At 64.7% G+C, this 15,311-nt stretch carries 14 protein-coding genes; 13 read left to right on the top strand and 1 reads right to left on the bottom strand.

All coding sequences use genetic code 11. The annotated features are described in order from the left end of the window. The first annotated feature begins 299 nt into the window (after positions 1–299). From ldtR to LB572_RS23795, 3 genes are all read left to right on the top strand, one after another. A complete protein-coding gene (gene ldtR / locus LB572_RS23805) occupies positions 300–815 on the top strand; it encodes a transcriptional regulator LdtR (protein ID WP_040983294.1) in 516 nt (171 codons plus the stop codon). Between the two features lie 225 nt (positions 816–1,040). Beyond that, complete coding sequence (locus LB572_RS23800) at positions 1,041–1,379, top strand: hypothetical protein (RefSeq protein WP_224669435.1); 339 nt, start codon at positions 1,041–1,043, stop codon at positions 1,377–1,379. 311 nt (positions 1,380–1,690) lie between these two features. Next, complete coding sequence (locus LB572_RS23795) at positions 1,691–2,944, top strand: L,D-transpeptidase family protein (RefSeq protein ID WP_140811108.1); 1,254 nt, start codon at positions 1,691–1,693, stop codon at positions 2,942–2,944. Positions 2,945–3,006: 62 nt separating this feature from the next. Here LB572_RS23795 and LB572_RS34620 read toward each other — a convergent pair whose 3' ends face one another. Next, a complete protein-coding gene (locus tag LB572_RS34620) occupies positions 3,007–3,480 on the bottom strand; it encodes a helix-turn-helix transcriptional regulator (RefSeq protein ID WP_318014059.1) in 474 nt (157 codons plus the stop codon). A 967-nt stretch (positions 3,481–4,447) separates the two neighbouring features. Between LB572_RS34620 and LB572_RS23785 the strand changes: the two genes are divergently transcribed. From LB572_RS23785 to LB572_RS23740, 10 genes are all read left to right on the top strand, one after another. Beyond that, complete coding sequence (locus tag LB572_RS23785; RefSeq protein WP_224669434.1) at positions 4,448–5,449, top strand: LacI family DNA-binding transcriptional regulator; 1,002 nt, start codon at positions 4,448–4,450, stop codon at positions 5,447–5,449. 53 nt (positions 5,450–5,502) lie between these two features. Beyond that, the gene (locus LB572_RS23780) at positions 5,503–6,492 is read left to right on the top strand and encodes a BMP family ABC transporter substrate-binding protein (RefSeq protein ID WP_224669433.1); all 990 of its coding nucleotides are present in this window, start codon (positions 5,503–5,505) and stop codon (positions 6,490–6,492) included. A gap of 84 nt (positions 6,493–6,576) precedes the next feature. Continuing rightward, the gene (locus tag LB572_RS23775; protein WP_224669432.1) at positions 6,577–8,112 is read left to right on the top strand and encodes an ABC transporter ATP-binding protein; all 1,536 of its coding nucleotides are present in this window, start codon (positions 6,577–6,579) and stop codon (positions 8,110–8,112) included. Continuing rightward, positions 8,109–9,140, top strand: coding sequence for an ABC transporter permease (locus LB572_RS23770; RefSeq protein ID WP_140807918.1), 1,032 nt, complete (start codon positions 8,109–8,111; stop codon positions 9,138–9,140). Before LB572_RS23775 ends, LB572_RS23770 begins: the two co-directional genes overlap by 4 nt. Positions 9,141–9,150: 10 nt before the next feature. After that, on the top strand, positions 9,151–10,068 hold the full coding sequence (locus LB572_RS23765) for an ABC transporter permease (protein ID WP_224669431.1): 918 nt from the start codon (positions 9,151–9,153) through the stop codon (positions 10,066–10,068). Further along, entirely contained in the window at positions 10,065–11,003 is a 939-nt protein-coding gene (locus tag LB572_RS23760) for a nucleoside hydrolase (protein WP_224669430.1), read from the top strand. The genes LB572_RS23765 and LB572_RS23760 overlap by 4 nt, the downstream gene beginning before the upstream one ends. A gap of 17 nt (positions 11,004–11,020) precedes the next feature. Continuing rightward, complete coding sequence (locus tag LB572_RS23755; RefSeq protein ID WP_224669429.1) at positions 11,021–11,776, top strand: glutamine amidotransferase; 756 nt, start codon at positions 11,021–11,023, stop codon at positions 11,774–11,776. Position 11,777: 1 nt separating this feature from the next. Beyond that, entirely contained in the window at positions 11,778–12,539 is a 762-nt protein-coding gene (locus tag LB572_RS23750; protein ID WP_224669428.1) for an alpha/beta fold hydrolase, read from the top strand. Further along, positions 12,524–13,462, top strand: coding sequence for an acetamidase/formamidase family protein (locus LB572_RS23745; RefSeq protein WP_224669427.1), 939 nt, complete (start codon positions 12,524–12,526; stop codon positions 13,460–13,462). The genes LB572_RS23750 and LB572_RS23745 overlap by 16 nt, the downstream gene beginning before the upstream one ends. 104 nt (positions 13,463–13,566) lie before the next feature. After that, the gene (locus LB572_RS23740; protein ID WP_224669426.1) at positions 13,567–15,207 is read left to right on the top strand and encodes a Na+/H+ antiporter; all 1,641 of its coding nucleotides are present in this window, start codon (positions 13,567–13,569) and stop codon (positions 15,205–15,207) included. Positions 15,208–15,311 lie beyond the last annotated feature (104 nt).

Below are 15,311 nucleotides of genomic sequence, written 5' to 3'. Positions count from 1 at the left end.
CATGATGCCGAAAAGTGTGAAGCGGTTTTCGGACGACATCATGCTCCACTCATTGAGCCGGCCGAGGACGGGCCTCCCGGGCCAATTTCCGAGCCCGGTTTCCTCCAAAATCCATTGCCTAAATCTTTAGGTTAATTGTTCTTGCTCGGGTGACCGATCGTTAAGCGTCTTCCGAAACCTCTTACCGGTAAGCTCTTGTTAGCCCTGGCGTTTAAGTCGAATTTTATGAGTATTCGATAGTGTCGCGATCAAGGTGAAAAACAAAAAATCACCAAGGCGACAAACGAGAGGCAAAGACAATGATCAATTCGCGCCCGGCGGCGAAGACCGCAAACGTATCCGACGATCGCCGCGAGGCTATCCGCTCGCTGTACATGGAATCGCTGCAGCTGGTGGAGCGTCTGCACCGCCGCCTGCTTGACGTGATCAAGGACGAGTTCGACCGCAACGGCCGCTCCGACATCAATGCCATCCAGGCGCTGCTGCTCTTCAACATCGGCAATTCGGAGCTGACCGCCGGCGAGCTGCGCTCGCGTGGCTACTATCTAGGCTCGAACGTCTCCTACAATCTGAAGAAGCTGGTCGACCTCGGCTTCATCAACCACCAGCGCTCGCGCATCGACCGCCGTTCGGTCCGCGTCTCGCTGACGCCGAAGGGCAACGAGGTGGCCGACGTCGTCGCCGGCCTCTATGAGCGCCATGTCGGCTCGATCGAGGCGGTCGGCGGCATCAACACCGACGAGTTCAAGCAGATGAACCGCGCGCTGCAGCGGCTCGACCGCTTCTGGAACGACACCATCGCTTATCGGATGTAAGCATCCGAGCCTGGAACATCGAAGCCGCGCCGAAGAAGCGCGGCCGGGGAAAGAGTATGGGACTGGTGCCGAAGCGCGCCGGTCCCAATCTTTTTTTGCGTTCCACTCGTCGGCTCAGGTCTCTGACTTGTTTGCTTTCACCATGGCGCTGCCTAATGTCATCATCTGGCGAGGGGCGCGCATAATGGGCGTGGAAAACGCTCGAAAATTGGCTGGGCTGCCACGATGCTTCTGTCGTTTTCGCCGCCGGCGTTCACCAAGGAGTGGTGGAAGGATTCCTTTGCCGCGGTGGGCAGCGCCCCATGCGACAACAATGACTCGATCGTGACATTCACCGACAAGACGGTGGACATGTGGGAAGTCGGTTGCGCACTAGACAAGATCCAGAAGATCAACCGCCTTGACGCCGTCATCCTGGACATGACTTGCACGGACGGAGAGAGCTCGAGCGAGAGGCGCGAACTGCTGCTCAAGCTGGAGGACAACAAAATCCTGCGCTATTCGCAAAATGAGGTACTGCAACGATGCTCGGAATTGAAAGGGCCGCCGGCCGAGCGGCGTTAGGCCTTCGTCAGGCGCTCGACAGCGTTGCTGCGATGCAAAAAAGCATCGCTGCCCTTTCTTTCACCTCGCCGCCATATGCAAATCGCGGGCCAAGGCCACGTTGCCGCCATAATCGCGGTGGATGCGGATTACGGGTGATGCTGCGGGCCTATGCCCTGCGCTCCTTGGAACCTGCGTGGCGGCAGCGCGTTTCTGGCAGCCGGACGATGCGGGTCATGGTTGGCGAATTGTTAAGTTTGCCACCCCTAGAGTGCGGACAAAGCCGCCCGGCAAGCGATTGAGCGAGAGCGATTAAGCAAAGAATGTCTGCCATGAGAACCAGCCGCCGTTTCTTCCTTACCGGGGCCTCCGCGCTCGCCGCTGCTTTTGCCGCCGGCCATGCCAACGCCCAGGATGTCATCGGGGACATTCTGAAATCTTCGACCCGCGGCAATTGGGACGATCAGTTCGACGCCCGCGGCACCGACACCAACAAGGTCGCCTCGACGCTGCCGATCTTCAGCCAGCAGACGGTGGCCTTCACCGAGCAGGCTGTGGCGCAGTACCAGAACATCGTCTCCCAAGGTGGCTGGGAACAGGTTCCGGCGACCAAGAAACTGCAGCTCGGCGTCGACGATCCGGATGTCGTTCCGCTGCGCAAGCGCCTGATGGTTTCCGGCGACCTGCCGCAGAGCGCCGGCATCTCGACGGCCTTCGATTCCTATGTCGACTCGGCGGTCAAGCGCTTCCAGCTCCGCCACGGCCTGCCGGCCGACGGCGCCATGGGCAAATACACCTACACGGCGATGAACGTCTCGGCGCAGATCCGGCTCGGCCAGCTGCAGACCAATCTGCAGCGCCTGAAGGAGAAGGCCGGCACGCTCGGCAGTCGCTATGTGCTGGTCGACATTCCGGGCGCGCAGGTCGAAGCGGTCGAGAACGACCGCGTCGTGCTGCGCCATACCGCGATCGTCGGCAAGATCGACCGCCAGACGCCTATTGTGAACTCGAAGATCAACGAGATCATCGTCAATCCTTACTGGAATGCGCCGGTCTCGATCGTGCGCAAGGACATCATTCCGCTGATGCGGAAGGACCCCAACTACCTCAAGGAAAGCCACATCCGGTTGTTCGCGCCGGACGGCAGCGAGGTCGATCCGATGACCGTCGACTGGTCGACGGACGATGCCGCGAAATACCGTTTCCGTCAGGATCCGGGCAGCAACAACGCGATGGCCTCGGTCAAGATCAACTTCCCGAGCCCGGACGGCGTCTACATGCACGACACGCCGCAGCAGAGCCTGTTCGGCAAGCTGATGCGCTTCGATTCCTCCGGCTGCGTGCGCGTCCAGAATGTGCGCGACCTCGTCACCTGGATCCTGCGCGACACGCCTGGATGGGACCGCCAGCATTTCGAGGCTGCGATCAAGACCGGCGAGAACACGCCGATCAACGTGGTCAACCCGGTGCCGGTGCATTTCCTCTATCTGTCGGCATGGTCGACGGCCCCGGGCGTCGTGCAGTTCCGCGACGACATCTACGGCCTCGACGGCGCCCAAGAGTTGCAGATCAGCTCCGCGCAGTAAGCATCTGATCTTAAAAGAAAAAGGCCGCTCTCGTAGCGGCTTTTTTGTTTGGGCGGCGCTCTCTAGATGAGCCGCTGGTTCACCAGCCGCGCCACCGCTTGCGCGCGGTTCACGGCGCCGAGCTTGCGCCTGGCATTGTCGACATGGAAGCGCACCGTGGCTTCGGCGATGCCGAGGATCACCGAGATTTCCCAGTCGGTCTTGCCTTCCGCGACCAGCGCCAGGCTGTCGCGCTCGCGCCGCGTCAGCCTGACCGCAGCGGTCGGCGGTGGCGAGGTCAGGCTCATCAGCCTTTCCGTCAGCGCAAGGCCCGCCATGTGGATGGCGAAACGCTCGTCCGGCGAATAGTCCCGCTTGTGGAAGCCGAGATGCAGAGAGGCGATCGCGCCGTCGCCGCCATAGGAGGTGGCGCAGAGCGCGTCGTCGATATGAGCCTCGCTCAGCGCCTCCCAATAGGCGCCGTATTGCGCATCGTCGCGCGGCGCGAAATCGCTGAAGCGGTAGCTCGTACGGCTCTCGCGGATGGCGCCGAGCAACGGGTTGCATTCGAAGCAGACATAGTCGAAGGCCGGGCTGCCCGGCCAGCCGCTCGGCGCCAGCCTGGTGATGAAGCCGCCGGCCGCCCAATGGCTGGCCGACGTCAGGATCGCCGCCGGCCCCGATAAAGCCGCGTCTGCAGATGGGAGGCGCCGAGATCTTCCATTGCCGCGAAGAAGGCCACGCTGGCATCTTCGGCTGTAGACGACGCATACGCCGCTTCGACATGCGTCATCAATCGTGACAGCATCGCTTGCCCCAATTTCAACCCACCCGGAACGCACGGTCGCACGGGCTGTTCCATGCCGCAAGGGCAGGGGGCATCGGTCTGTCAATCCGACGCTTTCGGGAGGTTGATGGACTTGCCCGCTCGCGTATCAGGAAAGACGCGGCGCCAGCCACCCGCACACTTCTGGCGGTAGGGTGCGGACCCGGCGTCTTGTTCTGCATTTGCCGCGCCGATTCCAGGGCCTTGGCGTGGCGGCCGGCTACCCGGTGCCCCTTAGCAGCCTTTGCGCTGACGCCGGGTGCCGGCCGGTTTTTTGGGAATTCCTTCGGTTGGCGCTCCAAGTCTGCGAGCCGCCGCCAGATGCGCCCCGACATTGGGGCCGCTCTCGAAGGGGAGCGGAGCTTGGGCGCGGGGCCGTCGGGGCGCATCTTCGGCATTTGGAGCGGTCCGAGGCCACCTGCAGCAAAGACAATCGCACCGCATGGGGAGGCCATTGCGGCGCCCTGACGGGGCGGCGCAACCTCAAATAGCGCCTCGCCAATATCCGAGGGGCTGCCAAGACTCACGCTGCCTGATGATCCCTGACAAGAACGACAAGCCCGTCGTCGCGGCGGCGGCCGCGGTCGGCGTCGCAATGTCGGCAGAGCCTGTTGAAAGTTAGTAAACCACTTTACGCAACCGCTTTACTAGCCAAATTTTATGAGATAGCGTTCGGTCAGTTGCTGGCTGGGGCGGACATGAGCACCATCAATGAAGTTGCGATAATGGCGAGGGTGTCGACCACGACCGTGTCGCGCTACCTCAACAATCGCATCGAGCTTCCAGCGGAGACGGCGACCCGCATCGACGCGGCCATCGTGGCGCTCGACTACCGTCCCAACATCCTCGCCAAGCGCCTCAGTCTTGGTCGCTCCGAGGCGATCGGCATGATGACGCCTGAGATCGCCAACCCGTTCTTTGCCGAACTGGCCGCAGCCGTCGAGGATGAGGCGGAAAAGCACGGCTATTCCGTGCTGATGAGCAGCACCGGCGGCAACCGGGAACGCGAGCTCGGCAGTCTCAGGCGGCTGAAGGACGGTCATGTCGACGGGCTGATCATGATGACCAATCGGCCGGACGACGGCTCTCTAGCCGCGACCCTTCATCACTACGGCCATATCGTTCTGATCGACGAGGACATTCCGGGCGTCAACGTTCCGAAGATCTTCGTCGAGAACCGCGAAGGTGCCCGCGCCGCGACGCGGCACCTCGTCGAAACCGGACACCGGCGCATCGCGCATATCGGCGGCCCGGCGAAGCTGTTCAGCGCCATCGAACGACTGGCTGGATACCGCGACGCCATGGCCGGGGCGGGGATAAGGGTCGACGACGGCGATATCCGCCAGGGCGAGTATTCGCGCGACTTCGGCCGTGCCGCCATGCTGGACATCCTGGCTGGCGACAGGCTGCCGACGGCCGTTTTCGCCGGCAGCGATTTCATTGCCATCGGCATCATGGAAGCGGTGCGCTCCAAAGGCCTCAGCGTGCCGCAGGACATCTCGCTGGTCGGTTTCGACGACATGCCGTTCGCCGACCTCCTCGCGCCGGGCCTCACCACCATCCGACAGCCGACCGCCGAACTCGGTCGCATCGGGTTCGGCACGCTCAAGGCGCTGATCGACAAGGCTTCGCCGCCCGAACTCACCCGGCTCCCGGTCGCGCTGGTCAAGCGCAACTCGGTGGCGCCGCCACGCTCCTGAGAAAGACGGTTCGAAACCAAGAAAGGGGAATGCAACAAATGACAAGATCGATCGTGAAATCAATAGCATACGCCGCGGCTCTCGGGCTTGGCCTGATGGCCGGTCCGACATTCGCCGCCGACTTCAGCGCCGTCTATGTGATGTCGGACAATCTCGGCGACATGGGCTTCAACGACAATGCCGCCACCGGCTTCGCCCGCGCCGAGAAGGAAGGCGTCAAGACGCGCCTGCTGCAGGCATCGCCGACCGACCCGCAGCTCTGGCGCCAGAACCTCGAGGCGGTGTCGAATTCGGGCGAGTGGAGCGTCATCTTCACCGGGCCGAACATGCATGACAATCTGGCCGACGTCGCGCCGCAGCATCCCGACCAGAAATATGTCTTCTTCGACGACGAGTTGAAGCAACCGAACGTTCTTTCGGTGAAATACGCGCAGAACGAGGGCTCCTACCTCGCCGGCGCCCTGGCCGCGATCGCGGCGACCGACAAGAAGGACTTCCCGCTCACCTCCGGCGATCCGAAGATCGCGGTCGTCGCCGGCATGGACCTGCCGGTCATCCAGGACTTCATCCTCGGCTTCAAGCAAGGCGCCAAGACCGTCGTCCCGGACATCGACGTGCAGGTGATCTTCATCGGCAACTTCAACGATGCGCAGAAGGCCTATGACCTGACCAAGACCGCCATCCAGAACGGCGCCAACGTCGTCTTCAACGTCGCCGGCCCGGCTGGCCTCGGTATCCTCAAGGGTGCTGCGGACTCCAAGAAATACGCCATCGGCGTCGATTCCGACCAGAGCGGCCTGCACCCCGATTATGTGATCGCCTCGATGATCAAGCAGATCGGCAACTCGATCTACGACTCGGTCAAGCAGATCCAGGACGGCAAGGCCGAGTTCGGCAAGCTCAAGGTTTACGGTCTCGCCAATGAGGGCGTCGGCCTGATCTACAACGACAAGCTGGTGCCCGCCGAAATCAAGGCCAAGGTCGACGCTGCCAAGGCCAAGGTGGTCAGCGGCGAGATCAAGGTCGACACTGCTTTCAAGTAAGCCTCCCAGGACCTTGAAACGGGACGCTGCTCCGGCAGCGTCCCGCATCCCGACCAGGAAGCCTGCTCCCAGGAAAGCCTATCGATGCGCGACCCAGACATCATTTTGAGCCTTGCAGGCATCGCCAAGTCGTTTGGCGACAAGACCGCGCTCAGCCATGTCGATCTCGATGTCCGGCGCGGCGAGGTGCATGTCATCTGCGGCGAGAACGGCGCCGGCAAATCGACGCTGATGAATATCCTTGCCGGCATTCACCAGCCGAACGCCGGCTCCATCGTGCTGAACGGCAAGACCGTGACGATCGCCGACCCTATCGCCGCGAGCCGCCTCGGCATCGGCATGGTGCACCAGCATTTCACGCTCGTGCCGTCCATGACCGTGGCGGAGAACCTGTTTCTCGGCCGCCAGCCGCGCAGGCTGGGCATCTTCTCCGACCGTCGGCAGATGATCGAGCGCGCCCGCGAGCTGATCGCGCGCTACAACTTCCATCTCGATCCGGAGGCGCCGGTGCGCACGCTTTCGGTCGGCCAGCGCCAGCGCGTCGAGATCCTGAAGGCGCTGGCGTTCGACGCCGATCTACTGATTCTCGACGAGCCGACCGCAGTGCTGACGCCGCCCGAAGTCGATGAACTGATCGGCGTGGTCGATGGGCTTCGCGCCAGGGGCCGCACCATCCTTTTCATCACCCACAAGCTGCGCGAAGTGAAGGCCGTCTCCGACCGCGTGACCGTCATTCGCCACGGCCGCAGCATTTCCACGCGCGACACCGCCGATGTCACCGAAGCCGACATCGCCCGCGACATGGTCGGCCGCGAGGTGTTCCTTGTCGGCCGCAAGGGCAACGCCCAGCGCAGCTTTGGCGCCCCGGTCCTGACGCTCGACAGCGTCAGCATGACCAATCACGCAGGCCGGCGTCTGCTTGACCGCATTTCTCTCCAGGTGCGCGCCGGCGAGGTACTGGGTATCGCCGGCGTCGACGGCAACGGCCAGACGGAGCTCGCCGAGGCGATCGCTGGGCTAATGCCGGTGCAGGCGGGTAAGATCCGCTTCGGCGATCGGGATTTGACCGACGCTGACCTAAACGAACGCCAGCAGGCTGGTCTTGGCTTCGTGCCGGAAGATCGCCTCGACCGTGGCCTGAGCGTCACGATGAGCGTCGCCGAGAACGTCGCGGCAACCAACTACAGCCGCGCCGGGCTGCTCTCCGGCGGCCTGATCAACCGACAGAAGCTCGATGGCTTCGCCGGCGAGAAGATCAAGGAGTTCGACGTGCGCGGCGCGCAGCCTGCCACCCAGGCCGGCTGGCTCTCCGGCGGCAACATGCAGAAACTGGTGATCGCCCGCGAGCTGGAGCGCGATCCGTCGCTGCTCCTGATCTGCCAGCCGACGCGCGGACTGGACATCGGCGCGTCCGAATTCGTCCATGCTCGCATCCTGCAAGCCGCCGACCGGGGCCGCGCCGTGCTTTTGATTTCTTCCGAGCTGTCGGAGATCTTCGCGCTCTCCGACAGGATCGGCGTCATGTATTCGGGGCGCATGATGCGCGTCCTCGACCGCGCCGAGGCCGACGAGGAGACCGTGGGATATCTGATGAACGGCGGATCGAAGGAGGCAGCATGATGGCGCCCGCGCTGTCCAATTTCCTGCGTGTCATTCGCGCGCCGCTCGCCGCGATCCTGCTCACGCTGGCGCTCGGCTTCCTGCTCGTCGCATCGATCACGGATGAGCCGGTCCGCGCCTATCGTGACCTTTTGCTCGCCAATTTCGATTCGCTCGGCAACTTCGCCCTGTTCCTGAACCGTGCCACGCCGCTCACGCTGATCGCGCTGGGCGTCGTCTTTTCGTTTCGCGCCGGCATCTTCAATGTCGGCGGCGAGGGCCAGCTCTACGCAGGCGCGGTCACCACCACGGTCGTCGCAATCGCCGGAGCCTCGCTGCCGGCCGTCGTGTTGATGCCGCTCGCCATCGTCGCCGGTTTTCTGGCCGGCGCGGTGATCGGCTGGATTCCGGGCGTGCTCAAGGTGCGTCTCGCCGTCGACGAGGTGGTGACGACATTGATGCTCAACATCATCATTCTCCTGATCACCTCGTGGCTCGCCAACCAGGTGATCCGCGACACCACCGCCTATGGCGCGGTAAGCTGGATGGTGCCGAGCTCGATCTGGCTGCCACCATTGCCCTTCGTTCCGCGCGCCACCAGCGGCTTCCTCGTCGCCGCTGTGCTTGCCGTCGTCTCATGGGTCGTGCTCTTCCGCACGCAGTGGGGCGCCGAGGTTCGCGCGGCCGGCACCAATCTGCGCTTTGCCGAGGCCACAGGCGTGCCGGCGGCGCGGCGGGTGATCTCGGCGATGGTCATTGCCGGCGGATTGGCCGGGCTGGCCGGAGCACTTTACGTGCTCGGCGTCGGACACCGCTTCGAGCAGAATTTCTCGCCGAGCTACGGGTTGGTCGGCTTGACCTGCGCCCTGCTTGCCCGCGTCCATCCGATCGGCTCGCTGGCGACCGCGCTCTTCTACGCCGCGATGCTGAATGGCGCCGCCTACATGCAGATTTCCACCGATGTGCCGCGCTCCCTGGTCAACCTTTTGACGGGCCTGCTCGTGCTGCTGATGACGGCGCGGCTGCGTCGCGCGGCCCAGGCGGCGTGAGGAGGCGCGGATGAACCTGACATCGCTGCTCGCCGCCGTTCTCGAACAGTCGACCCCGATCCTTCTCGCGGCGCTGGCGGCGATGATCACCTTGCGCGCCAACATCCTTAATGTCGCCGTCGAGGGCATGATGCTGGCGGCCGCCTTCGCCGCTGTCGCGGTCGGCGACTGGAGCGGCAGCGCCTGGCCTGCCTTCCTGTCGGCGCTGGTGGTCGCGGTCGTGCTTTCGCAGCTTCTGGCGCTGCTGACCTTGCGCTTCTTCGCCGACTTCATCGTGGCGGGCCTTGGCATCAACCTGCTCGCCGCCGGCGGCACGCTCTTCGTCCTCGAGCGCTACTACAACAGTCCAGGCGGGCTGAGGCCGATCGCTTTCCCCGACATCTGGCATGTGCCGGCCGGATCGCTGTCCTGGCTGCCGGTGCTCGGCCCGGCCTTCGAAGGCCAGAGCATCATCGTGCTGATCGCGCTGGTCGCGGTGCCGCTCACCTATGTCTTCCTCTACAAGACGCCGCTCGGCGCCAGCCTGCGGGCCGCGGGAGAGGACGAGCACGCCGCGCGCTCCGCCGGTATCCGCATCGCCGCCATGAAGGCGCTGTCGTTGGCGATCAGCGGTCTGCTTGCCGGGCTTGCCGGCGCGCAACTCGCCATGGACAAGCTGCATTTCTTCCTGCCGGACATGACCAGCGGCCGCGGCTTCATCGGGCTTGCCGCGACGCTGTTCGGCGGCGGCCAGCCCTGGATGACGGCGGCGGCGTCCTTCCTGTTCGGCTTCTTTGGCGCGCTGGGCGACCGCCTGCAAGTGTTCGCCATCCCCTCGCAATTCGTGCTGATGCTGCCCTATCTCGCCGCCATCATCGGCCTGACCTTCGCCCGCTGGCGCATCCTGGTGCGCAACCGGCCGGCCAGAATTCAGGACAATCTGCAATGACGAAGCCGATCATCCTCGACTGCGATCCGGGCAATGACGATGCCCTGGGCATCCTGGTCGCCGCCGGCCACAAGGCGCTCGACCTAAAGGCGGTGACGACGGGTGCCGGCCATCTCGCCGGCGACCGCACGGCCCGCAACGGCGCCATCGTCCTTGCCGTTGCTGGGCGCGACGATGTTCCGGTTTCGGCAGGCGCCATGGGGCCGCTGGTGCGCGAAAGGCTGATCGCCGGCATTCTCGACCAGACCAGCGCGCTCGACCCGGAGCGGCCGGATCTCGAAGCGGTCACCGTCGATCCGAGCCATTCCAGCGACCTTATCGCCGAGCTTGTCCTTTCAGGCGCCGCCAGCACCGTGGTCACCACTGGCCCGCTGACCAATCTGGCCCTGGCGTTGCGGCGCAATCCCGGCCTGGCCGAGAAGATCGAGCGTGTTGTCTCGCTCGGCGGTGCCTGGGGGCTCGGCAACAAGACCGCGGCGGCGGAGTGGAATGTGCTCTGCGATCCGGAGGCGGCCGCCATCGTGTTCGGGGCCGGCATTCCCTTGACGCTTCTCCCGATCGACGTGGGACCGCAGGCGGTCATCACCGATGGACTGATTGCGGACGCCGAGGCGATCGGCGGCAAGGTCGGGCTCTTCGCCGCGGAGCTCCTGCGCTCGCTGAACACGACATTCCGCCGGGGCGTGTTCGGGCCTGCCGCCATGCCGCTCAACGATCCCGTGGCATCGCTCGTCGCGGCCGAGCCTTCCCTGGCGAGGACGGTTCCGGCTCGGGTCGAGGTCGAGCTCGCCGGCAAGTTTACCTATGGCCGTACGGTCATCGATTTTGCCGGCCGCTCCGGGCCGCCGAACGCCGAAATCGCCGTCGAGCTTGACGGGGCGGGTATTCACGCCGCCTTCATCGCCGCGCTGAAGCGGCTGGCCAGCCGATCTTAGAGAACAGGAGAGGAAATATGACAAAGAGCCGTCGCGTCCTGATCGCGGGCGAATCCTGGACCGTTCATTCGATCCATCAGAAGGGCTTCGATTCCTTTACGACGACCGAGTACGCCGAAGGCGTGCGCTGGCTGCGCGACGCCCTCGAAGGCGGCGGCTGGGACGTTGTCTACCAGCCGGCCCATGTCGCGGCGCGCGACTTCCCCTTCAGTGCCGGCGAACTGGCAAAATTCGACTGCGTCGTGCTGAGCGACATCGGCGCCAACACCTTGTTGCTCCACCCCGACACCTTCGTGCGCTCGAAGACGCTGCCCAATCGCCTCGAAGCGATACGCGATTATGTCCTGGGCGGCGGCGGGCTGGTGATGATCGGCGGCTATATGACCTTCCAGGGCATCGACGCCAAGGCGCGCTACCGCGACACCGAAGTCGCCGAGGTGCTGGGCGTGGAAATGGAAGCGGGCGATGATCGTGCCGAGCGGCCGCAAGGCGTGAAACCGCGTGTGGCTGCGGCAAATCATGCGATCGTCGGCGGACTGGAGGCGGAATGGCCGGCTCTGCTCGGTTACAACCGCTTTTCCGCCAGGCAGAAGGCGACGGTGGTCGCGACCGTCGGCAACGATCCCCTGATCGTCGCGGCTGAATTCGGCAAGGGTCGGTCGGTCGCCTTCGCGTCCGATTGCGGGCCGCATTGGGCGCCGCCGGCCTTTGTCGATTGGCCGGGCTACGCGACGCTCTGGCGGCAGATCGTCGGCTGGGCGGCGGGAGCCTGACATGGTGGCGCTCAATATCATGCGCTGGGGCGACCGCGGCGCGCCGAAGACGATGGTGGCGCTGCACGGCATCACCGCCAATGCGGGCGCCATGACAGAGCCGGCGCGGGTGCTTGCCGAACGCGGCTGGCAGGTGATTGCTCCCGATATGCGCGGCCACGGCGAAAGCGCGCGCGGCAATGGCGATTTCTCCTTCGACAGCCTGCTCTCCGATTGTGTCGAGAACCTGCCTGCCGGGCCGGATGTGCTGCTTGGCCATTCCTTCGGCGGCACGCTGGCGCAGCTTGGCGTGTTGCGCGGCCTGTTCCGGCCGAAGTCGATGCTTCTGGAAGACCCGGTCTCGCATTTCGCCGACAAGGCGACGCCGAAGGGCATGCTGGATTGGGACGAGGCAAATCTGCCCCACGACATCGAGGGGCTGCTGAAACTCAATCCCGGCTGGTCGCGGCGGGACGCCGCCTGGAAAGTCGTGTCGCTCGAGCAGATATCCTTCGATGACGCACGCTCAGCCTTCGCCGGCAATGCGCCCTGGGATCTGCGGGATGATGCGGCGCGCCTGGCCCGCATGCTGCCGACGGTTTGGGTCCTTCCGGAAATGAGCCGGTTCGTTCCACCCGACGACACCGCGCGCCTGCGCGCAGAGGTCGGGGAGCGCTCTGTCGTCGTGGTGCCCAATGTCGGCCATAGCATCCATCGCGACGCCACGCAGGCGTTTGTCGACATCGTCGAGAAACTGGGAGCCGGCACTTGGTTCGACCGCTGAACGACGGGCACGATTTCGTCTTCCAACTGGGAGGGCATGCGCCACGGCTTTCCGTCAGGCCCGGGGAGCAGTTCACGGTGTTCACCGAGGACTGCTTTTCCGGCAAGTTGACGAGCGTCGACGGCAAGCCGCGCGAGGTCGCGCCTTATCCGAAAGTCAACCCGCTGGTCGGTCCGATCGCCGTCGAGGGCATCAAGGCTGGCGATATCATGGCAATCCATCTGCATCGCCTGGAGCCCGCCCGAGATTGGGGCGTGGCGACGATATCGCCGAATTTCGGCTTCTTGTCGGGAACCCGAGCCTCGCCCAACTTGCAGGCGGAGCAGGAAGAGCGGGTGTGGATCTGGCGCCTCTCGCCGGATCGAACGCAATTGACCACCCAGACCTCCTCCGGCCGCACGCTTTCCGCTAGCTACCGGCCGTTTCACGGCACGCTGGGTATCGCGCCCGCGTATGGCGAAGTCCGCCTCGGCGTTGTTCCCGGCGACTTCGGCGGCAATTTCGACATCCCGGACCTGACGGAAGGCGCGACGCTTTACCTGCGGGCCAATGTCGATGGCGGGCACATCTATATCGGTGACGGCCATTATGCGCAGGGCGATGGCGAAATCGCCGGCACCGCGGTCGAAGGCGCCTTCTTCACCACCCTGTCCGTCGAGAAAGCCGGGTCGGATGAAGGCTTTGACTGGCCGCGCCTGGAGACTGAAAGTCATATCGGTGTCATCGGCTGCGCGCGACCGCTGGACGATGCCGCCCGCATCGCGGTCGCCGGGCTGGTGCGCTGGGTGGCGCACCGGACAAGCTTGGACACGATGGACGCGCACCAACTGGTCAGCCAGACCTGCAGCCTGCGCATCGGCAATGTCGTGAACCCGGCCTTCACGGTGCTTTGTTCCGTGCCCAAAGCGGTTCTCTCGCTTTAGCAGAACGGCGACGTGTCCGCGGTTGGTGCGGCCGCGTGCTATCCGGCCGGCTGGACGCGACGCCGTCAATTGCCCATGGTCGGCCGAATAGCTGGAATCGCGCCATGGACGTCGCCGTCTTCATCCTCGTCGTGCTCGCCTTCGTGACCGTTTCTGGCGCGTTGGTGCGGCTGGTGCGCGTGCCGCTGCCGGTGCTGCAGATCGCCATCGGCGTCGCGCTTGCCTGGCCCGCGCGAGGCGTTCACATCGAAGTGGATCCCGAGCTGTTCCTGCTGGTGTTCATTCCGCCGCTGCTGTTCGGTGACGCCTTTTCGGCGCCAAAGCGTGAGCTGATGGCGCTCCGCGGTCCGATCCTCGACCTCGCCATCGGGCTGGTTTTTTTCACCATCGTCGGTTTCGGTTACGCCTTGCACTGGCTGGTGCCGAGCATCCCGCTGGTGGTCGCCTTCGCTCTGGCCGCCGTGCTGTCGCCGACCGACGCGGTCGCGGTGTCCTCGATCGTCGACCGCAATGTCGTGCCGGCACGGCTGATGCACATATTGGAAGGCGAGTCGCTGCTCAACGACGCCTCCGGTCTGGTGATGTTCCGCTTCACGGTCGCGGCGGCGCTGACCGGCAGTTTCTCGTTTGCCGCGGCATCCTTGAGTTTCCTCTTGGCGGTGGCCATCGGCATCCTGGCCGGCGTCGCGGCTCTGTTCATCGCCGCGAAGTCGTTGCAGATCCTTGGTCGCATCACCAGCACACCGGCAGAAGCGCAGGTGCTGGTCATGGTCCTGCTGCCCTTCGTCGCCTATCTGATTGCCGAGCATTTCGGCGCCTCGGGCATTCTGGCAGCGGTCACGGCCGGCCTTCTGACCGGCTACTCCGGCATCGTCCGCCACATGGCGGTCTCGGCGCGTATCCAGACGATTTCGCTCTGGTCGATGCTGATCTTCATGTTCAACGGCTCGCTGTTCATCCTGCTTGGCCTGCAGTTGCCCGACATCATCCGCAAGGTGCCGCCGGAGCTGACGACCCGGCACTGGCTGTTCGAGCCGGCGCTGACCGTGCTTTTGCTCACGCTCTGCCTGATTGCCCTGCGCTATGTCTGGATCTGGGTCGGCGACATGGGTGCCGTGCTCGCCGCGCGGCTAGGTAAGCGCAAGGCCGAACCCTTTGGTTTTCGCGTCAGGCTCGCCGGCTCGATCGCCGGCGTGCGCGGCGCCGTCACGCTGGCCGGCATCCTGTCCCTGCCGCTCACCTTGCAGGACGGCTCGCCGTTCCCGGCCCGCGACCTCGTGATCTTCCTCGCCGCCGGCGTCATCATCTGCTCGCTGGCGATCGCCAGTCTTGCCCTGCCGACGGTCGCGCGCGGTCTCGTCGAGCCGGGCGAGCATCCAGGTGCCGCCGAAGAGCGCCGGGCCCGGGTCGGCGCCGCCAATGCGGCCATCGCCAGGATCGAAGGCCTGGCCAGCGACGGCAATGAAGGAGAGGCGGCGGAGATGAAGCTCGCCATCGCCGAGAGCGTCGCGTCCATCTACCGGCGCCGCATCTCGCTCTCCGATGGCGCCGACGAAGCGCGCGCCGAGGCTCGCGAATCCGGGCGGATCGAGCTCGGATTCAGGCTTGCCGGCATCGAGGCCGAGCGCGCCGAGCTGCAGGCCATGCTCCGCCGTGGCGACATCAACGACCACACGGCGCGCAAGCTGTTCACCGAGATCACCTTCTCCGAGGCGATCCTCAAGGGCCGCGAACCGCGGGATTAGCAGCCCGAGGCCCGCCTTGGCGCAAACCGGCCAGCAAATTTCGCGCCGCAAACGTGGCGGGCGCAAAACAACTGTGTTAATGCGCGGCGACCTCGCAGACCTCC

The organism is Mesorhizobium sp. BH1-1-5 (genome assembly GCF_020165615.1).
Taxonomy (GTDB): domain Bacteria; phylum Pseudomonadota; class Alphaproteobacteria; order Rhizobiales; family Rhizobiaceae; genus Mesorhizobium.
The sequence above is the reverse complement of the archived record's forward strand: the minus strand, read 5'-3'. Positions and strand labels throughout refer to the sequence as shown.